The 18,507-nt window shown below is 62.5% G+C and carries 16 protein-coding genes; 13 read left to right on the top strand and 3 right to left on the bottom strand.

The window, feature by feature from the left end; genetic code table 11:
- The first annotated feature begins 2 nt into the window (after positions 1-2).
- Genes CKW15_RS16810 through CKW15_RS16800 form a run of 3 tightly spaced genes read left to right on the top strand, consistent with a single transcriptional unit; the run spans position 3 to position 4,200 of the window.
- On the top strand, positions 3-1,712 hold the full coding sequence (locus CKW15_RS16810) for an FAD-dependent oxidoreductase (protein ID WP_095059642.1): 1,710 nt from the start codon (positions 3-5) through the stop codon (positions 1,710-1,712).
- 8 nt (positions 1,713-1,720) lie between these two features.
- Positions 1,721-3,424: an FAD-binding protein gene (locus tag CKW15_RS16805; protein ID WP_095059641.1), complete on the top strand. Its 1,704-nt coding sequence runs from the start codon at positions 1,721-1,723 to the stop codon at positions 3,422-3,424.
- Positions 3,421-4,200 carry an SDR family oxidoreductase gene (locus tag CKW15_RS16800; RefSeq protein ID WP_095059640.1) on the top strand — a complete coding sequence of 260 codons (780 nt, stop codon included), beginning with the start codon at positions 3,421-3,423 and terminating at the stop codon, positions 4,198-4,200. Before CKW15_RS16805 ends, CKW15_RS16800 begins: the two co-directional genes overlap by 4 nt.
- A gap of 253 nt (positions 4,201-4,453) precedes the next feature.
- Here CKW15_RS16800 and CKW15_RS16795 read toward each other — a convergent pair whose 3' ends face one another.
- Positions 4,454-5,239, bottom strand: coding sequence for an enoyl-CoA hydratase (locus tag CKW15_RS16795; protein WP_095059639.1), 786 nt, complete (start codon positions 5,237-5,239; stop codon positions 4,454-4,456).
- A gap of 142 nt (positions 5,240-5,381) precedes the next feature.
- Between CKW15_RS16795 and CKW15_RS16790 the strand changes: the two genes are divergently transcribed.
- The 10 genes from CKW15_RS16790 (at position 5,382) to CKW15_RS16745 (ending at position 16,860) form a co-directional block, all read left to right on the top strand.
- The gene (locus CKW15_RS16790; protein ID WP_095059638.1) at positions 5,382-6,167 is read left to right on the top strand and encodes an SDR family oxidoreductase; all 786 of its coding nucleotides are present in this window, start codon (positions 5,382-5,384) and stop codon (positions 6,165-6,167) included.
- A 56-nt stretch (positions 6,168-6,223) separates the two neighbouring features.
- Positions 6,224-7,192, top strand: a complete 969-nt coding sequence (locus CKW15_RS16785; RefSeq protein ID WP_095059637.1) for a bifunctional MaoC family dehydratase N-terminal/OB-fold nucleic acid binding domain-containing protein — start codon at positions 6,224-6,226, stop codon at positions 7,190-7,192.
- An 8-nt stretch (positions 7,193-7,200) separates the two neighbouring features.
- A complete protein-coding gene (locus CKW15_RS16780) occupies positions 7,201-8,334 on the top strand; it encodes an acyl-CoA dehydrogenase family protein (protein WP_095059636.1) in 1,134 nt (377 codons plus the stop codon).
- A complete protein-coding gene (locus CKW15_RS16775; RefSeq protein ID WP_095059635.1) occupies positions 8,306-8,725 on the top strand; it encodes a MaoC family dehydratase in 420 nt (139 codons plus the stop codon). The genes CKW15_RS16780 and CKW15_RS16775 overlap by 29 nt, the downstream gene beginning before the upstream one ends.
- Positions 8,726-8,742: 17 nt before the next feature.
- The gene (locus CKW15_RS16770; RefSeq protein ID WP_095059634.1) at positions 8,743-9,921 is read left to right on the top strand and encodes a lipid-transfer protein; all 1,179 of its coding nucleotides are present in this window, start codon (positions 8,743-8,745) and stop codon (positions 9,919-9,921) included.
- Between the two features lie 10 nt (positions 9,922-9,931).
- A complete protein-coding gene (locus CKW15_RS16765) occupies positions 9,932-11,101 on the top strand; it encodes an acyl-CoA dehydrogenase family protein (RefSeq protein WP_095059633.1) in 1,170 nt (389 codons plus the stop codon).
- A 65-nt stretch (positions 11,102-11,166) separates the two neighbouring features.
- Positions 11,167-12,372 (top strand): acyl-CoA dehydrogenase family protein, encoded by a 1,206-nt coding sequence (locus CKW15_RS16760; RefSeq protein ID WP_095059632.1) that lies wholly within the window; start codon positions 11,167-11,169, stop codon positions 12,370-12,372.
- On the top strand, positions 12,369-13,511 hold the full coding sequence (locus tag CKW15_RS16755) for an acyl-CoA dehydrogenase family protein (RefSeq protein WP_095059631.1): 1,143 nt from the start codon (positions 12,369-12,371) through the stop codon (positions 13,509-13,511). Before CKW15_RS16760 ends, CKW15_RS16755 begins: the two co-directional genes overlap by 4 nt.
- Before the next feature lie 192 nt (positions 13,512-13,703).
- A complete protein-coding gene (locus tag CKW15_RS16750; RefSeq protein ID WP_095059630.1) occupies positions 13,704-15,386 on the top strand; it encodes a class I adenylate-forming enzyme family protein in 1,683 nt (560 codons plus the stop codon).
- A gap of 91 nt (positions 15,387-15,477) precedes the next feature.
- The gene (locus tag CKW15_RS16745) at positions 15,478-16,860 is read left to right on the top strand and encodes a DUF1329 domain-containing protein (protein ID WP_177408840.1); all 1,383 of its coding nucleotides are present in this window, start codon (positions 15,478-15,480) and stop codon (positions 16,858-16,860) included.
- Positions 16,861-17,153: 293 nt separating this feature from the next.
- On the opposite strand, the gene CKW15_RS16740 is transcribed toward CKW15_RS16745, so the two are convergent.
- Entirely contained in the window at positions 17,154-17,609 is a 456-nt protein-coding gene (locus CKW15_RS16740) for a nuclear transport factor 2 family protein (RefSeq protein ID WP_095059628.1), read from the bottom strand.
- Between the two features lie 87 nt (positions 17,610-17,696).
- The gene (locus CKW15_RS16735) at positions 17,697-18,488 is read right to left on the bottom strand and encodes an SDR family oxidoreductase (protein WP_095059627.1); all 792 of its coding nucleotides are present in this window, start codon (positions 18,486-18,488) and stop codon (positions 17,697-17,699) included.
- Between the last annotated feature and the right edge of the window lie 19 nt (positions 18,489-18,507).

Below are 18,507 nucleotides of genomic sequence, written 5' to 3'. Positions count from 1 at the left end.
CAATGACGGCTCAAGTTCAGTCTCAGACCCACTACGACGTGATCGTCGTCGGTTCGGGTGCAGGTGCGATGACTTCGGCGGTGTTCCTCGCCGACCAGGGGTTGCGCGTGCTGGTGGTGGAGAAAAGCGACCAGTATGGTGGCACCTCGGCGATCTCCGGCGGCGGTATCTGGATTCCGAACAACCATTACTTCGCGCGCATGAGTGGCACCGACAGCTACGCCACGGCGCTGACCTACCTGAAGGCGGCGGCAGGGGAGCATGTCGATGAAGTGCGCCTGCGTGCCTATCTGGACAATGCGCCAAAGATGATCGAACTGCTCACCCGTAACAGTCGGGTGCGTTATGCAGTAGCGGCCAAATACCCTGATTACTATCCGCATCTACCGGGAGCCCTTGCCGGTGGGCGAACCCTGGACCCTGAATTTTTTGACACCAGTCTGTTGGGTGACGAACTGGCAAACCTGCGCAAGCCGTCGCCTTCAACGCTGCTGATGGGTTGTATCGCCTGGACGGCGCGTGATGCGCACAAGGTCATGGCCCGCAGTTTCGGCTGGCGTCTGCTGATCATGAAACTGATGCTGCGCTACAAGCTGGACTTCAAGTGGCGGCGCAAAAGCAAGATTGATCGCCGTGCGTCCCTGGGCAGTTCGTTGGTCGCCTCGTTGCGTCGCTCGCTGATGGACCGCAATGTGCCGCTGTGGCTCAACACCGATTTTTGCGACCTGATCACTGACAACGGACGGATCAGCGGCATCACCGTGCGGCGTGACGGCGCCGAGCTGCAACTGCGCGCGCGGTTGGGGGTGATTCTGGCCTCGGGTGGCTTCGAACAAAACCAGGTGCTGCGCGACCAGTACCTGCCCAAGCCGACCCGCAAGTCCTGGAGCGCGACACCGCCTGGCAACAATACTGGCGCGGCGCTGGAAGCAGGCATGGCTCAGGGCGCGGCCACCGCATTGATGGATTGGGCCTGGTGGGCGCCGACCATTGCCGTACCGGGAGAGGACAAGCCCCGGGGGATCTTCGCCGAGCGAGCGTTCCCTGGCGCCATCGTGGTCAACGGTGAGGGGCAGCGGTTTGTCAACGAGGCGGCGCCGTACCTGGAGTTCGTCGATGCCATGCATCAGGACAACCAGAAAACCGGTGGCAAGTCGGTGCCGGCCTGGGTGGTCTTCGACGCGCATTTCCGCTTCAACTACGCCATGGGCCCTTTGATGCCCGGCCAGATCATGCCCGACAGCCGCTTGCGCAAAGAGTGGCTCAACAACCTGTACTGGAAGGCCGACACCCTGGCCGGGCTGGCCCGGCAGATCGGCGTCGACAGTGCCGGGCTGGAAGCCACCGTCAGCAAGGTCAACGCCTATGCCCAAAGCGGTGTCGACCTCGACTTCGCCCGTGGCGGCAACGTCTTTGACCGTTACTACGGCGACTGCAACGTCAAGCCCAACCCTTGCCTGGCGCCGCTGCGCAAAGGTCCGTATTACGCCATGCGCCTGGATGCCGGTGACATCGGCACCAAGGGTGGCCTGTTAACCAACGAGCACGCCCAGGTGGTGCGTGATGACGGCACGACCATCGCCGGCTTGTACGCCATCGGCAACTGCTCGGCGTCGGTGATGGGCACCAGCTATCCGGGCGCGGGTGGCACCCTGGGGCCGGCGATGACTTTCGGCTATGTCGCCGCCAACCACTTGGCCAGCCAGCGATAGGAGCGTGTATGTCAATGTCCGATAACCTCCCCAGCACCGAAGCGCTGCCGCCCTTGCAGGTGGCTGATAGCAACAGCGTGACCTGGGACGAAGAATGCGATGTGCTGGTCGTTGGCTGGGGCGCGGCCGGTGCTTGCGCCGCGCTAGAAGCTCGCGCCCAAGGCGCCGATGTGCTGATCGCCGACCGCTTCACCGGCGGCGGTGCCAGCGCCAAAAGTGGTGGGGTGGTCTACGCCGGTGGCGGCACTCGCCATCAGCAGGCTGCGGGCTTTAACGACAGTCCCGATGCCATGTTCGATTACCTCAAGCACGAAACCCAGGGCGTTGTCAGTGACGACACGTTGCGGCGCTTCTGTGATGACAGCGTGAGTAACCTCAATTGGCTGGAAAGCCACGGCGCGCCCTACGCCCACCAGATGCCACCGGGCGGGGGCAAGACCTCGTACCCGCCCGACGGCTACTTCCTCTATTACTCGGGTAACGAATTGGTACCTGACCACGGTGGTCCCCTGCCTCCGGCACCACGAGGGCATCGCACCGTGGGCAAGGGGCAGGGCGGCGCGGTGCTCTATTCCCACCTCAAGGCAGCGTGCCTGAAGGCCGGAGCGAAGACGCTGTTGCAGGCGGCGGCGCGACGGCTGGTGATCGATCCCCGGGGGCGGGTACTGGGTGCCGAGTTTTGGTGTATGCCCGTTGGCAGCAAGCAAGCGCAGTTGCATGCACGACTGGCGGCCCGCGCCGAACGATTGCAAAACTTCGCCCCTGGCTATTGCAACAAACTTCGCCAGAAAGTCTGTCAGCTTGAACGGGATTTCGCCCAGTCACGCCGGGTGCTTGCGCGCAACGGGGTGATCCTGAGTACCGGTGGTTTCATCTTCAATCGCCAGATGATTCAGCAGCATGCACCGAAGTTCCTGCGCAACTTCAAGGTTGGAGCCACCGGTTGCGATGGCAGTGGTTTGCGCCTGGGTGCCAGTGTCGGCGGCCAGAGTCGTGGGCTTGAGCGGGTATCGGCGTGGCGATTCCTCAACCCTCCGTACAGTTGGCACAAAGGCATTGTGGTCAATCGCGAGGGGCGGCGCTTCTGCAATGAAGAGGTCTATGGTGCCACCCTCGGCCAACCCTTGATGGAAGAGCAGGGCGGTAAGGCGTGGCTGGTGCTGGATGCGCCGTTGCGCAAGAAGGCCATTCGCGAGGCGCTGTTTGGTGGCTACTGGTGGTTCCAGAGTTTTCCGGCTCTGGCGCTGATGCTGTTCAAGGTGCGCAAGGGCAAGAGCCTGAGCGAGCTGGCCGACGCGACGTCCATGGACCCTGCCGTGCTGCGGGCCTCGGTGCTGGCCGCCAACGCCGCCGCCCGTGGCGAGGCGCCGGAGCCGTTCGGCAAGTCCGAGGGCGGGCGCCAGGTGCTGGAGCAAGGACCTTTCTATGCCTGCGATATCTCCGTGACCAATCCGGTATTCCCCCTCGGTGCCCTGACCCTGGGCGGCTTGCGCGTGGATGAGCGCAGCGGCGCGGTGCTGGACGAGCAAGGCCAGCCGATCGACGGCCTGTACGCGGCTGGGCGCAGTGCCCTGGGGATTCCTTCGCACCTGTACATCAGCGGCCTGTCCTTGGCCGACTGCGTGTTCTCCGGCCGTCGAGCCGGTGCCGCCGTCGCCCGCCCGCACGACCGGCAACTTCAAACGACCCACGCACATGAGATGACACGATGACCCTCAATCACCACAACAAGAATGGCCGAGTTCACGGCAAGGTCGCGCTGGTCACCGGCGGCGCCAAGGGGATCGGCGCTGCCAGCGTGCGGCTGCTGGCGGCCGAAGGTGCCAAGGTGTTGATCAGCGACCTGGACGTCGAGGCGGGCCAGGCTCTGGCGGTGGAAATCGGACCGGCTGCAGACTTTATCCGCCACGATGTCAGCAGCGAAGGTGAGTGGCGCCAGGTCATCGACCATGTGCGCGAGCACTACGGACGCTTGGATATCCTGGTAAACAACGCTGGCATCCTCATCTGCGGTTCGATTGAAGACACCAGCCTGGAGCAGTGGCACAAGGTAATGCGCGTGAATGCAGACAGTGTGTTTCTGGGCTGTCGCGAAGGCATTGCATTGATGAAGGAAAACGGAGGTTCGATCATCAATCTGTCGTCCATCGCGGCCTTGGCCGGGCGTGACGATTACATGGCCTACAGTGCTTCAAAGGGGGCGGTGGCGGCGTTGTCGCGTTCGGTGGCGGTGCTTTGCCGGCGGCGTAAATACGGCATTCGCTGTAACACCCTGCACCCTGATGGCGTACTCACCGACATGACCCGCGGGGGTTTCCCCGAGGGTGTTGACCCGAATCGCCTGACTATCGATAGCGACCCGATGAACCGCATGTGTCGGCCCGAGGATGTGGCGGCCAGTGTGCTGTTCCTTGCCAGCGACGAGGCTCGGGCGATCAATGGTGTCGAGTTGCGTATCGATAGTGGGCAGATGGTGATGAGTATCTAACCCTTGCCCGCGAAGGCGGCCTTCCAGTCGACACTGATTTTGCGGGTGTCCCCGATCCCCTGTAGGAGCGAGCTTGCTCGCGAAAAACTTCCTGACAATGGGTTCATTCAGACAGCACGCATCATCGTTTTAGTCCATCGCGAGCAGGCTCGCTCCTACAAGGAGTGCGCATGAACTACCGGTCAGAACGGCCGGCAGGCCGCCTTCGCTGGCAAGCCAGCTCCTACAGGTATGCGTCTTGGTTGACGAACGCCTAGTACCCCTCGAATTGCGCCGGGCGTTTGTCGATGAACGCCTGCATGCCTTCTTTCTGGTCCCGTGAGGCGAACAGCAGGGCATTGGCTTTTCGCTCCAGGGCCAGGCCGGTTTCCAGCGGGGCGTCCATGCCTGCCAGGATCACTTCCTTGATCTGCTCGGCGGCCAATGCCGGCATCGCCGCGATGACGCGCGCCAGTTCCAGGGCGTGGGCCTGCACCTGGTCATCGTCCACCAGATCACTGACCAAACCTGCCACCCAGGCTTCCTCGGCGCTGATCGGTTGCCCAGTGAGCGCCATGCGCATCGCCTTGACCTTGCCCACCGCGCGCACCAGCCGCTGGGTGCCACCGATGCCGGGCATGATGCCAATGCGGATTTCCGGTTGGCAGAAGCGTGCGCTGCGCCCGGCGACGATCAGGTCGGCGTGCATCGCCAGCTCGCAACCTCCGCCATAGGCGTAACCGCAGACCGCCGCGATCACCGGTTTCGGACAATGCTGGATCGGCCCCCAGACCCGCTCGGTGTGGCGTTTGTAGATATCGATGGCGCCGACCCCGGCCATGCTGTTGATGTCGCCACCCGCCGCGAACACCTTGTCACCGCCCGTCAGCACGATGCAACGCACCTCGGGATCAATCGCCAGTTCACTGAAATACCGCGACAGCAGCGCCTGCAATTCCAGACTCAAGGCATTGGTCGCCTGCGGGCGGTTGAGCCGCAGCAGGGCCACGCCGGGCAGTGGGCGTTCGAGCAGAACCGGTGCAACGGATGGGTCGGACATGGGCATCCTCAAAGACCAGAAAACGTGTGAATGACCACCAGTGTCCTGTTCGCGAGGTTTAATTTTCATCGTCCGTTCAGACGTAGTTTGACCCGAGGTTCGTCCCTAGAGTGACCCTTGTCAGTAGAGAAAGGAGCACATGATGGAGCTGCATTCGGGTCTTGATTACAGCGGCAAAGTGGTGCTGGTCACCGGTGGCACCAAGGGCATCGGCGCGGGTATCGCACGGGGGTTCCTCGCTGCCAACGCGAGGGTGATCGTCTGTGCCCGGCGCGAGCCTGAGCAGGTGCCGACAGTGGGTGGCAAGCGTGCGAGCTTCATTGCCGCCGATGTGCGTGACCACGACTCCCTGCAACGCCTGTTCGCCAGCATCGAGCGCGACTTCGGGCGCCTCGACGTGGTGATCAACAACGCCGGCGGCAGTCCGTCCGCCGAAGCGGCCACGGCCTCGCCCAGGTTCCACGAAAGCATCATCGGGCTGAACCTGATCGCGCCGCTCAATGTCGCCCAGCACGCCAACCGGCTGATGCAGGTACAGGCGCAGGGTGGTTGCATCGTCTTTATCGGCAGCATCAGTGCACTACGTTCTTCGCCAGGCACCGCCGCTTACGGCGCGGCCAAGGCCGGGGTGCTGGCGTTGGTGCAATCGCTGGCGGTGGAGTGGGGCCCCAAGGTGCGGGTGGTCACGGTCAGCCCGGGGCTGGTGCTGACCGAGCAGGCGCATCTGCATTACGGCTCCGAGGCCGGTATCGCTGCCGTGGCTGCCGGCATCCCGGCCGCTCGTATGGCGGTGGCCGAAGACATCGCCAACGCCTGCCTTTACATCGCATCTCCGCTGGCCAGCTACGCCAGCGGTTGCAACCTGTTGCTGCACGGCGGTGGTGAACGCCCGGCATTTCTCGGTGCTGCGCAGGTTCTGCCCACCTGATCGACCTATTGCGGCGACCGGGTTCGGTGGCCGCCTTCAATGTGAAGGAGACGACTTTGGCTGATCCACAATTGCTATCCAATGTGCGCGCCCTGGTGGGGCGCCAATACGGCCGCGTGTATGCCTGGGACGAGGTCAATGCCCCGATGATTCGCCAGTGGTGCGAAGTCATGGGCGTGGACAACCCGCTCTACACCGACCCGGCGTTTGCCCAGGGCACCCGGTATGAGGGCCTGATCGCTCCACCGGCGATGTTGCAGGTGTGGACCATGGAAGGCCTGCACGCCAACAACTATCCGCCTGGCTCCACCGACGAGAACCCGTACGAGGTGCTCAAGGAAATGGAAGCCTACGGCTACGCCTCGACCGTGGCGGTGAACTCTGAACTGACCTTCACCCGTCCGGTGCGCCTGGGGGAAAAGCTCTACTACACCACGCGCCTGGATGCGGTGGGCGATGAAAAAACCACCGCCCTGGGCACTGGTTTTTTTGTCACCCTGGTGATGAGCCACTTCGTCGAAAAAGCCGGTGGCGACGAGCCGGTGGGCGAGTTGCTGTTTCGCGTCTTCAAGTTCCGCGCGGCCAATGCCCAGGCGCCAGCCAAGGTTGAGTCGGCACCGGTCAAGGCCAAGCGCCCGCTGCCGGGCATCAGCGACGACACCCGCTTCTTTTGGGAAGGCTGCGAGCAGGGCCAGTTGCTGATCCAGCGCTGCACCGCCTGCCAGACCCTGCGCCATCCACCGGCACCGGTGTGCATCGAATGTCACAGCTTCGACTGGGACACCGTGCAGGCCAGTGGCCGCGCCCAGTTGTATTCGTTCGTGGTGATGCACTACCCCGAAGTGCCGCCATTCGATTACCCCAACCCGATTGGCCTGATCGAACTGGAAGAGGGCGTGCGCCTGATCGCCGGCCTGGTCGGCATCGAGCGTGAGCAATTGCAGATCGGCCAGCGTTTTCAGGTCGAGTTCCAGACCTTCGATGACCAGCTGACCCTGCCGTTGTTCCGGCCGGTAGAGGCATAGGAGCCACCATGGATTTCGAATTGAGCGAAGACCAGCGCGCCATTGCGCAGATGGCTGACGGCTTGTTTGTCGACCATTGTCATGACGACTACATGCGCCAGTGGGACACCAGCGGCGAGCCGATGATGGCGCCGCTGTGGGCGCTGTGTATCGAGACCGGGCTGCATGCCCTGGCTATTCCCGAAGAACACGGCGGCAGCGGTCTGGGCATGACCGAACTGATGCTGGTGCTGCAAGCCCAGGGCAAGGCCCTGGCCCAGGTGCCGTTGTGGCGCCATCAATTGGCTGCCGCGACCCTGGCCCGTTTCGACGCTGGCGACAGTGCGGGCTGGGTTGCCAAGGCGGCGTCCGGCGAGGCGCTGCTGAGCCTGTCCATCGACGGCTTGAGCAGTGCCCGGGGCATTGAATTGCAGGCGCAAGCGAATGCCGGGGGCTGGTCAATAAATGGCCGGGTCGCAGCCTTGTCCCAGGGTGATTTGGCCAGCGCCGCACTGGTGCTGGTGCAGGCCGAGGGCCAGCCGCGCTTGCTGCTGCTCGATCTGGCGGCGCCCGAGGTTCAACGGGTGTCGGCAGTGTTGACCCACGGCGAGGCGGTGGCCGACCTGCACATTCACGGCTTGACCGTGAACGCCGCCGCGCTGTTGCCGATTGAGGCCGTCGCTTGGCTGGAACTGCGCTGCACAGCGGCATTGGCAGCCTTGCAACTGGGGGTCAGCGAAGAGCAGATCCGCCGCACCGTGGCCTACGTCAGCGAACGTCGACAGTTCGAGCGCAGCATCGGCAGCTTCCAGGCGGTGCAGATGAGCATGGCTGACACCCATATCGCCGTCGAAAGCTTGCGCACCGTGCTGTGGCAACTGGCTTACCGCATCGATGCCGGTTTGCCGTCGCCCAGCGAAGCCCTGGCTACCGCCTGGATTGCCTGCGAAGCAGGGCATCGCATCGGCCATGTCGCACAGCACGTGCATGGTGGCATCGGTGTCGACTTGACCTACCCGATCCACCGTTTTCTCTACTGGAGCCGTGGCCTGTGCCTTGCCTTGGGTGGCTCGGCAGCAAGCCTGGAACGCCTGGGCGACTGGCTCAACGATAACGACAAGCTGGGATGGAAATATGACCTCGAAGAACACCAAGCGCTTTGAAGACGTGCAACCCGGCGAAGTACTGCCGGAACTTGCCGTGCCGATCACGGTGACCCTGATCAACGGCGGCGCGATTGCCACCCGTGACTACTTCCCCGGTCACCACGACGCGGAAGCGGCCCGTGCCCTGGGTTCGCCCCATGTGTTCATGAACATCCTCACCACCAACGGGCTGGTGCAGCGGTTCATCGAGCAGTGGAGCGGGCCGCTGGCACAGTTCACCGCGCTGAAAATCAAGCTCGGCGCGCCGAACTATCCCGGTGACTGCATGACCTTCAATGGCAGCGTCACTGGCGTTGATGCGGACACCCGTTCGGTGGAAATCACCTTGAGCGGCAAAAATTCCATGGGCAACCACGTGACCGGCACGGTCGCGCTGGTCCTGCCTTGACAGCCGGAGAGACACAGATGACTGATTCATCGATTTCCGGGCGTGCCGCGATCGTTGGTCTGGGCGCGACCGAATTTTCCAAAAACTCCGGACGCACTGAATTGCGCCTGGCGCTGGAGGCCACCTTGAGTGCGCTCAAGGACGCCGGCATCGATCCATCCGAGGTCGAGGGTTTCAGCTCCTACTCGGTGGACAAGGTCCCGGAGTACGAAATCGCCCGTTTGCTCGGTTGCAAAGACGTGAAGTTTTTCTCGCAAGTGCCCCACGGCGGCGGTGCGGCCTGTGGGCCGGTGATGCACGCGGCGATGGCGGTGGCTACCGGGATGGCGAAAGTGGTGGTGGTCTATCGGGCGATGAACGAGCGTTCCTGGTATCGCTTCGGTACCGGCAGCTACGGCTTCGCTTCGGCGCCGACTTTCGACAACGTCAACTACGGCTGGTACATGCCCCACGGCTTCCATACACCGGCCGCCTGGGTCGGGATGTTTGCCCAGCGCTACATGCACACCTACGGCGCCACCAGTGAAGACTTCGGCCGAATAGCGGTGGCGGCGCGGGATTTTGCCGCGACCAACCCCAAGGCGTTTTTCCACGGCAAGCCGATCACCCTGGAAGAACACCAGGCCTCGCGCTGGATCTGCGAGCCGCTGCACTTGCTCGATTGCTGCCAGGAATCCGATGGCGCCGTGGCGATGGTCATCACCTCGGCCGAGCGTGCCCGTGACCTGCGGCAGAAACCGGTGACCATCAAGGCCGGCTCTCAAGGCATCAGCCACGGCCAGCAGAGCATGACGTCGTTCTACCGCGACGACATCACCGGGTTGCCGGAGATGGGCGTGGTCGCCCGTGAACTGTATCGCCAGTCGGGCCTGGGCCCGGACGCGTTCCAGACGGCTGTGATCTACGACCACTTCACCCCGTTCGTGCTGCCGCAGCTGGAAGAGTTCGGCTTCGTCAAACGCGGCGAAGCCAAGGAATTCATCCGCGCCGGGCACCACGCCCGTGGCGGAAAACTGCCGATCAACACCCACGGTGGACAACTGGGCGAGGCCTATATCCACGGCATGAACGGCATCGCCGAAGCCGTGCGCCAGGTACGTGGCACGGCGGTCAACCAAGTGGCGGATGTGCAGAACGTGCTGGTCACCGCCGGCACCGGCGTACCCACCAGCGGCCTGATTCTCGGCGCAGCGTAAGGAGCACCAGATGTTCGTCGACCTCACTCCCGAACAACATGCCCTACGCCACAAGGTGCGGGACTATTTCCAGGCCCTGATGACCCCGGACATGCGCGAGCAGTTGCGTGGCAAGGAAGGCGGCGAGCTGTTTCGCCAGACCATCCGCCAGATGGGTCGCGACGGCTGGCTCGCGGTCGGCTGGCCCAAGGCCCATGGCGGCCAGGGTTACGCCGCCACCGAACAGTTGATCTTCTTCGAAGAAGCCAACATCGCCGGCGCGCCGCTGCCGTTCGTGACCATCAGTACCGTGGGCCCGGCCTTGATGACCCACGGCAGCGAGTTGCAGAAAGAACGCTTCCTGCCCGGCATTGCCGCAGGCGAAATCATGTTCGCCATCGGCTACTCGGAACCGGAGGCCGGCAGTGACCTGGCGGTACTGAAAACCAGTGCCCGTCAGGATGACCAGGGCTTTGTGGTCAATGGCAACAAGCTGTGGACGTCTGGGGCCGAATCGGCCGACTTCGTCTGGCTGGCGGCCCGCACCGACCCGACCCAGGCACGGCACAAAGGCATTTCGCTGCTGATCGTCGACACCACGACGCCGGGCTTCTCTCACACCTTGATCCCCACCACCAGCATTCCGACCACGGCCACTTATTACGACAACGTACGGGTGCCCAACGAGATGCTGGTCGGTGAGTTGAACGGTGGCTGGAAGCTGATCACCTCGCAACTGAACCACGAGCGACTCGGCCTGGGTACCTGGTCGGACAAGGTAGTGGCGCTTTTTCGCCGGGTTTATCTGTGGGCGCGGGCCAGCGACGAGCAGGGGCGTCGGGCGATGGACAAGGCCTGGGTGCGCAGCTCGCTGGCTGAATGTTATGCGCGCCTGGAGGCAATGCGCCTGATCAACATGCGCATCGCCTCGGACCTTGAGCACGAGCGCATGGACGTGGCGCTGAGTTCGACCACCAAGGTGTTCGGCTCGGAATCGGCCATCGAGATCCTGCGCAAACTCGCGGCGGTCCTCGGCGCCAATGGCTCGATGCGCAGCGGTTCGGCAGCGACGTTGCTGCAGGGCGAGCTGGAATACGAGTTGCGCAGTTCGGTGACCCTGACCTTTGGCGGTGGCACCAATGAAATCCAGCGTGAGCTGATCGCCCAGTTTGGCCTCGGCATGCCGCGCACCCAACGCTGACGTTGGTCCATCAACAACAAAAACCGTACCCGCCCCGAATCCGGGGCGAGTCGAAGGGGACTTTCATGAGCACTATCGAGCAATTCAGGCACGATACCCGTGCCTGGCTGGAGGCTAACTGCCCGCTGTCGATGCGCACCGGCATGGCTGAAGGCGATGTGGTGTGGGGCAGCCAGAACCCGCAGTTTCCCTGTGAAGACGCACGCTTGTGGTTTGAGCGCATGCGCGACAAGCGCTGGTTCTGCCCCGAGTGGCCCGAGGAATACGGCGGCGCCGGTCTAAGTGACGAACAACTGGCAGTGCTGGAAAGTGAGATGCGCCGTCTCAAGTGCCGGCCGCCGCAGATTAACCTCGGTATCTGGATGCTTGGGCCAGTGCTGCTGGCTTACGGCAGCGAGGAACAGAAACGCGATCTACTGCCACCGATTGCCCGCGGTGAAGTGCGTTGGTGTCAGGGTTTCTCCGAGCCGAACGCCGGTTCCGATCTGGCCAGCCTGAAGATGGCCGCCCGCGATGCCGGCGATCACTTCGTGGTGGACGGCAGCAAGATCTGGACTTCTTACGGTGACAAATCCGACTGGATGTACGCCCTGGTACGCACCGACTTCAGCGTGCCCAAACACCAGGGCATCAGCCTGATCGTGCTGGACATGCGCAGCCCCGGCGTCAAGCCACAGCCGATCGATTTGATCAGCGGCAAATCGGCCTTTTGTCAGGTGTTCTTCGACAGCGTGAAAGTGCCCAAGAGCCAGCTGATCGGGCCGTTGAATGGCGGCTGGAACCTGGCCAAGTACCTGTTGCAACACGAACGCAAGGCGATGTCGAAATTCGGCGAGTTCAGCCTGCCGTCGCACTTCGACCTGCTGGCCCTGATGCGCGAATACGTGCCGGCGCCCCGGTCCCAGAGCGAGCACGCCCTGCAGGCGCGGGCCACGGCCTGTGCGATGAACGAGCATGCCTACAACCTGACCGTGCAGCGCATGGGCGAAGAGGCTCGGGCTGGCGACGACATCGGTGGCCTGATGTCGATCATGAAGCTGGTGCACACCGAACAGGAACGCGACAAATTCGAAGTGCTGCTCGATGCCATGGGCGGGGATGCCTTTGGCTGGGAGAGCGCGGCATTCAGCGAGCAGCAACTGGCGGTGACCCGCGCCTGGTTGAACAGCTATGCGCTGACCATTTCCGGCGGGTCCTCGGAGGTCCAGTTGAACGTCATCGCCAAGCGCGTGCTGGGTTTACCCGACGCTAAAAAAGGAGTTACCCCATGAGCCTGCGCTATAGCGACGAACAACGTTTGCTGGCCGACAGTGCCCGGGATTTTCTCGCCGCGCGCAGCCCGGTCAGTGCCCAGCGTCGACTGCGCGATGACGCGGTTGAGGCGGGTTTCGATGCGCAGTTGTGGCAGGGCGCGGTCGATCTGGGCTGGAGTGCGATTCCGTTTCCGGAAGACTTTGGCGGCCTGGATTTCGGTTGCAAGGGCCTTGGGCCGATCTTCGAATCCATGGGCCGCAATCTCTCCGCAACGCCGCTGTTGTCCAGCGTAGTCCTCGGCGGTTCGCTGGTACTTCTGGCGGGCAACTCCGCGCAACAGACGCACTGGTTGCAAGCCGTGATCAGTGGTGAACAGCGCCTGGCCCTGGCCGTGGACGAACAGTCGCGCCACGACCCGAGCCGCATTGCCCTAACGGCTAAAGCCGAGGGGCAGGGCTATCGCTTGCACGGCGACAAGTTCTGGGTGGTCGACGGGCTGGGTGCAGATGCCTTCGTGGTAGCTGCGCGCACCGCCGGACAACCGGGCGACACGCACGGCATCAGCCTGTTCCTGGTGCCAGCCGGTACACCGGGTTTGACCGTCAGCGCCTTGTCGCTGATCGACTCGCGCAACAGCGCACGGCTGCAACTGGACCAGGTGCAATTGGGCAGCGAAGCGCTGCTGGGCACCCTGGGCGAGGGCTGGGCTGCGCTGGAAACGGTGCTGGACCGTGGCCGCACTTGCCTCGCCGCGGAGCTGTTAGGGATGGCCGAACAACTGTTCGAAACCACGCTGGAGTACCTCAAGACCCGCGTGCAGTTCGACACGCCGATTGGCACCTTTCAGGTTCTGCAACATCGTGCCGCGCAAATGTACATCGACCTGGCGCTGAGCCGTAGTGCGCTGATGGCTGCGTTGGCGACTCTGGATGACGCCGGCCACGACGCAGGGGCACGTGCGCGACTGGTCAGCCTGGCGAAATGGAAGGCCGGCGACACGGCAATCAAGGTGGCCAACGAAGCCGTGCAGATGCACGGCGGCATTGGCGTCACCGACGAGCTGGATGTCGGCCTGTACCTCAAGCGTGTCCGTGTGGCGCAGAGCTGTCTGGGCGACCGGGATTTCCATTGCGAGCGCTATTCCGCCCACGCGTAGAACCTGTAGGCAGTCAACTCCTGTAGGAGCGAGCCTGCTCGCGATAGCGGTGTAACAGGCGGCATTTATATCGACTGACACGCCCTCATCGCGAGCAGGCTCGCTCCCACAGGGATGTCGCTTGACCGACTGACATTGGCCCACTTGCACGCCATTGGGGGCGCTACCCCGGCTGTCCTGGAGAAAACAATAATGAGCATTGAACGCTGGCAAACCGCGTGGCGGCAACTGATCGCCCCCGGTGCGCCGTTTGAAGTGGTGACGCCCGATGACGGCGCTCCACGCTTCTTCCGTCACGCCGCGCACGACCTGTTGCAGGTGCTGGACACCGGTCGAGTCCATGGCGACCGTGAGTTCCTGATCTGGCAGTCGCAACGCCTGACTTTCAACCAGTTCTACGATCAGGTCGATCGCCTGGCCGGGCAGATGGTTGCCCGCTTTGACTTGCAACCGGGCGAGCGGGTGGCGATTGCCATGCGCAACCAGCCGGCGTGGCTGGTGGCCTTCGCCGCTATCCAGCGCTGCGGCGCGGTGTGTGTGCCGCTCAACAGCTGGGGGCTGCGCGATGAGTTGCAATACGCTTTGCAGGACAGTGGTTCGCGCCTGTTGCTGTGTGACGAAGCGCGCCTCGAAACCCTGCGCGCAGACCTCGCCCGTGAACAGCGGGCGACGATTGTCGTCGGAGCCCAGGCAGGGTCGTTGCCCGAGTATTGCCTGCGTTTCGAAGACCTGATCGGCGCTCCGGCATTGCCGGTGCCAACGCTGGAAATCGATCCCGATGCGCCGGCGCTTATCCTCTACACCTCGGGCACCACCAGCCGCGCCAAGGGTGCAGTGTCGAGTCACCGGGCCATCTGCCAGGCGCTGTTTGCCCTGGATTTTCAGGGCGCGTTCTGCGCCATGAGTTCGCCTGAACGCATCGGCGTGGTGATCAACAGCGGCTACCCGCCGACCACACTGGCAGCGGTGCCGATGTTCCACGTCAGCGGCCTGCATGCGCAGTTCCTCTCGGCCCTGCGCGGCGGACGGCGGTTGCTGCTCATGTACAAGTGGGATGTGGAGCAGGCACTGGACCTGATTCGTGACGAGCGTTGCACCCAGTTCAACGGGGCGCCGGTGATGATGCAGCAACTGCTCGCCTCACCGCGCTTTGGCGGCGAGCACACCGCCAGTCTGTTCGGTTTGGGGCTGGGTGGTGGAGCGGCGTCCGCCGGGGTGTTGGACAACATGCTCAAGCTCAAGCCCGATGCCATCGGCGGCGCCGGCTACGGTCTGACCGAAAGCAACGGCATCGGCGCTGCCATCGGTGGCGACCCGTTCATCTACAAGCCGGCAGCGGCGGGGTGGGCCTTGCCGATCGTCGATATTCGCATTGGCGATGATCCGCACCGACCGCAGCCTGCGGGCACTCGCGGGGTGATCTGGCTGCGTTCGCCGACCTTGATGAGCGCCTACTGGAACCTGCCTGAAGCCACCGCACAAAGCCTGCGCGACGGGTGGCTCGACACGGGCGATATCGGCTACCTCGACGATGAGGACTTCCTCAGTATCACCGGCCGGGTCAAGGAGTTGATCAACCGCGGAGGCGAGAAAATTTCCGCCGCAGAAATCGAGACGTGCGTGCTCGATATGCCCGGTGTCCTGGAAGCTGCGGCGTTCGCCATCGCCGATCCGCTACTGGGTGAAACGGTGGGGCTGGCCGTGCATGGTCAGGCTTCGACGCTGCCCCAGCAAGCGCAAATCTGCGCCTTCATCGCCCAGCGCCTGGCCGCCTACAAAGTGCCGGCGCAGGTCTATCGGGTACTCGAACCCTTGCCACGCAACGCCACCGGCAAGGTGCTCAAGGCACAGCTGCAAGAAAAGTTGGGCGCATAGCGCTGCCTTAGTCTTTCCGGACGATGTCGGGGCCGGCAGAAACCGAACAATGGGTCCATCCACACAGCCTTATCAGCGAAGGAGGCATCACATGAAAATAACAAGAACAGGTCTCATGCTCGCGGTCGCAGTCACAGCCAATAGCGGGCTGATGGGTTTTGCGCACGCCGCGGTGTCACCTCAGGAAGCAGCCAAACTGGGCAAGGAGCTGACCTGTGTCGGCGCCGAGCAAGCCGGCAATGCCGAGGGCACCATTCCGCCGTACACCGGCAAGTACCTGGGTGAAGTCCCGGGCTGGAATCATGTGAAGTTCTCCGGCGACCAGCCGGTGGACCCCTATGCGGCGGAGAAGCCGATTCTGGTGATCACTGCGCAGAACATGAGCCAGTTCGAGTCGCACCTGACCGAGGGCCAGAAGGCGCTGCTGAAGAAGTATCCGACCACCTACAAAATGAACATCTACCCGGGCCATCGGGATTTCCGCTATCCGGATTATGTGTGCCGCCGTGCGATGGACAACGCATTGCAGGCCAAACTGGTCAATGACGGTGCAGGTTTTACCGGGATTGGCCAGGTGCCGTTCCCGATTCCCAAGAACGGCATGGAATTGCTGTGGAACCACCAACAGCCGGCGCGTGCCTACACCGAGGAAAAAACCACCGATCTGGCTTCGGTCCTGCCCAATGGCAGCATCGGCTGGGGGCGTGCATATGCCCGTAACCTGGCATTGGCCAATTCACCCAGTGCCGACTCCAGGACCGAAGACAAGATTTCGGCCATGAGCAACAACATGACCCTCAAACCGGCCCGTGACAACGGCACGCTGAGCATTTCGCACGAACCCTACAACTTCGGTACGGACTCACGCCAGGCCTGGTCCTACAGCCCATCCACCCGCCGCGTACGGCAACTACCGGGCTACGGCTTCGATCAACCAATGATTGGCACCAACGGCACCATGACCGTCGACGAGGACCGTTTGTTCAACGGCACTCCGGAGCGCTTCAACTGGAAGCTCATTGGCAAGCGTGAAATCTACAGCCCGGCCAACGCCTTCAAGCCCAACACCGCGTCGATCAAATATGCCGACATGCTGACCCCCAACCATCCCAACCCGGAGTTCATGCGTTATGAGTTGCGTCGCGTCTGGGTGCTGGAAGCTGACCTGAAGGAAGGCTATCGCCATGTCTATGGCAAGCGTGTGCTGTTCATCGACGAAGACACCTGGAACTCGGTCATGGCCGACAACTACGATGCCCGCGGGCAGCTGTGGAAGCACGCCATGGTCAACTACTACTACCACCCTGACATGAGTGGCTGGCAGGCCGGGTCGCAATTCTTCATGGACTTGAATTCAGGCCAGTACACCGGTTACGGCATGACCAACGAGTCGAAGAAGGGCCCGATCCTCAACGAAGGCAAATTCACCCCGGACCAATACACCGCGGATGCGGCGCGGGCGATCGGGCGGTAACGACTTCGGCAATACCCGCTACAAGTAAAGGCCTCGCCGGGTAACGGTGGGGCCTTTTTGGGTTGGGTTCTGCAATAAGGTTATTCGATAGCAGGAGGATTTACCTGAGACAGATCAGCACGATGCTCTTGTTTTCCCGAGATGCCGTGAAGAACCTTTTTTTGCTGGTCAGACGCGTTCTTTCAACAACGTCCCATTACCTGTAGCAGCTGGCGTTAGTTCAGGGCTAGACATCTTCGTTGCGAGCAAAAAACCCAGTCAGCGCGATTACACGCTGACTTTCAGGTTGTCAGTCAGTTGATCGGCTGAGAGGTGATCGACCATTGGGGATCCAGTGGGCCGATGATCTCCAGCAGCCGTTTGTAACCGGTACGGAGAATGCGCCATTCGCCTTGTATCTTGATGTAGCTATCCTCATAGATCGCGCTGCCGTTAAGCAGGGTCTGCTTATCGAGGTTGATGAACAGGTCGTTGAGGTACCAGAGGCCAGTGGCTTCATCACCGTTGACCACGATTTCCGGGGTGTGGCCGTTGTGCATGCCGAAACGGCGATTGGTGAAGTTGGTGCGGTAGAACTCGATGGCCTGCTCCAGTCCGTTGAGTTCGAGCTGGTAGGTCGGGCTTTGAAAGCTGATCCTCACCTCGGGGGCGAGGATGCTGCGCAGTAGTTCGAGGTTACAGGTATCGATACCTCGAAAATAGCGGGCCTTGAGCTGTTTGATCTGCTCGATGGCAACGAGATCCAGCATGTTATTCAACTCCAAGGGGAAGGCGATGGCCACACGGGTACCGTGTGGCCGCTGGAAAGAGGCGACGTGCTTGTCGCCTTGAAGTGCTTAGCAGGGCAGAAAGTGGCCGCCGTTGACGTCCAGTTGTGCGCCGGTAATGACCTTGGCGTAGTCGCTGGCCAGGTACAGGGCGGCCATGGCGCAGTCGTTGTCTTCGGGGATCTTGCGCAGTGCAATCTGTTGGGCGACCTGGTCGACCAGCGACTCCATCGGGACACCCAGGCGCCTGGCTTCGCTCTCGAAGTGGCCGATGACCGGCGCGCCCCACATCCAGCCCATGAAGGTGGAGTTGACGCGGATGCCGAACGGGCCAAGATCCTGGGCCAGGTACTGCACGGCGGTTTTCAATGCACCCTTGGAGACGGCATAGCCGGATTCCAGTTGGTTGGGGGTGCGGGTGGCCATGGTGTTGATCATGACGATGCTGCCCGACTTCTGCTTCTTCATCTGCGGCAACACGGCCTGGGTCATGTGCATGGTGCCGAACAGGTTGACGTCCATCGCGTTGCGCCAGTCGTCCATTGACGACTCGGAGGAACTGCCCCAGGCGCCATGGACGTAGGCAGAGTTGATCAATACGTCGATCTGGCCGAAGTGCTCGATCGTCAGGTCGGCGAGCGTCTGGCACTGTTCGGCCTGGGCAATGTCGGTGGGGACTTTCAGCACAGGAGTGCTGTAGCCGGCGTCGCGGATGGCCTGTTCAGCCTGATCCAGCTTGGCCGGGGTGCGGGCGGCCAATACCACGGCCTTCGCCTGATACTCCGCGGCACGCACGGCCAGCTTGATGCCGAGGCCAGGACCGATACCGGAAATGATGACGACTTTATCTTTGAGCAACATGGCAATTACCTTCTTATTG

Source organism: Pseudomonas sp. Irchel s3b5 (assembly GCF_900187435.1).
Taxonomy (GTDB): Bacteria; Pseudomonadota; Gammaproteobacteria; order Pseudomonadales; family Pseudomonadaceae; genus Aquipseudomonas.
The sequence above is the reverse complement of the archived record's forward strand: the minus strand, read 5'-3'. Positions and strand labels throughout refer to the sequence as shown.

Excerpts from the sequence above, each read along its gene's own strand:
- CKW15_RS16810 (WP_095059642.1), top strand. The coding sequence starts at position 3 with ATGACGGCTCAAGTTCAGTCTCAGACCCACTACGACGTGATCGTCGTC.
- CKW15_RS16805 (WP_095059641.1), top strand. The coding sequence starts at position 1,721 with ATGTCAATGTCCGATAACCTCCCCAGCACCGAAGCGCTGCCGCCCTTG.
- CKW15_RS16800 (WP_095059640.1), top strand. The coding sequence starts at position 3,421 with ATGACCCTCAATCACCACAACAAGAATGGCCGAGTTCACGGCAAGGTC.
- CKW15_RS16795 (WP_095059639.1), bottom strand. The coding sequence starts at position 5,239 with ATGTCCGACCCATCCGTTGCACCGGTTCTGCTCGAACGCCCACTGCCC.
- CKW15_RS16790 (WP_095059638.1), top strand. The coding sequence starts at position 5,382 with ATGGAGCTGCATTCGGGTCTTGATTACAGCGGCAAAGTGGTGCTGGTC.
- CKW15_RS16780 (WP_095059636.1), top strand. The coding sequence starts at position 7,201 with ATGGATTTCGAATTGAGCGAAGACCAGCGCGCCATTGCGCAGATGGCT.
- CKW15_RS16775 (WP_095059635.1), top strand. The coding sequence starts at position 8,306 with ATGACCTCGAAGAACACCAAGCGCTTTGAAGACGTGCAACCCGGCGAA.
- CKW15_RS16770 (WP_095059634.1), top strand. The coding sequence starts at position 8,743 with ATGACTGATTCATCGATTTCCGGGCGTGCCGCGATCGTTGGTCTGGGC.
- CKW15_RS16765 (WP_095059633.1), top strand. The coding sequence starts at position 9,932 with ATGTTCGTCGACCTCACTCCCGAACAACATGCCCTACGCCACAAGGTG.
- CKW15_RS16760 (WP_095059632.1), top strand. The coding sequence starts at position 11,167 with ATGAGCACTATCGAGCAATTCAGGCACGATACCCGTGCCTGGCTGGAG.
- CKW15_RS16755 (WP_095059631.1), top strand. The coding sequence starts at position 12,369 with ATGAGCCTGCGCTATAGCGACGAACAACGTTTGCTGGCCGACAGTGCC.
- CKW15_RS16750 (WP_095059630.1), top strand. The coding sequence starts at position 13,704 with ATGAGCATTGAACGCTGGCAAACCGCGTGGCGGCAACTGATCGCCCCC.
- CKW15_RS16745 (WP_177408840.1), top strand. The coding sequence starts at position 15,478 with ATGAAAATAACAAGAACAGGTCTCATGCTCGCGGTCGCAGTCACAGCC.
- CKW15_RS16740 (WP_095059628.1), bottom strand. The coding sequence starts at position 17,609 with ATGCTGGATCTCGTTGCCATCGAGCAGATCAAACAGCTCAAGGCCCGC.
- CKW15_RS16735 (WP_095059627.1), bottom strand. The coding sequence starts at position 18,488 with ATGTTGCTCAAAGATAAAGTCGTCATCATTTCCGGTATCGGTCCTGGC.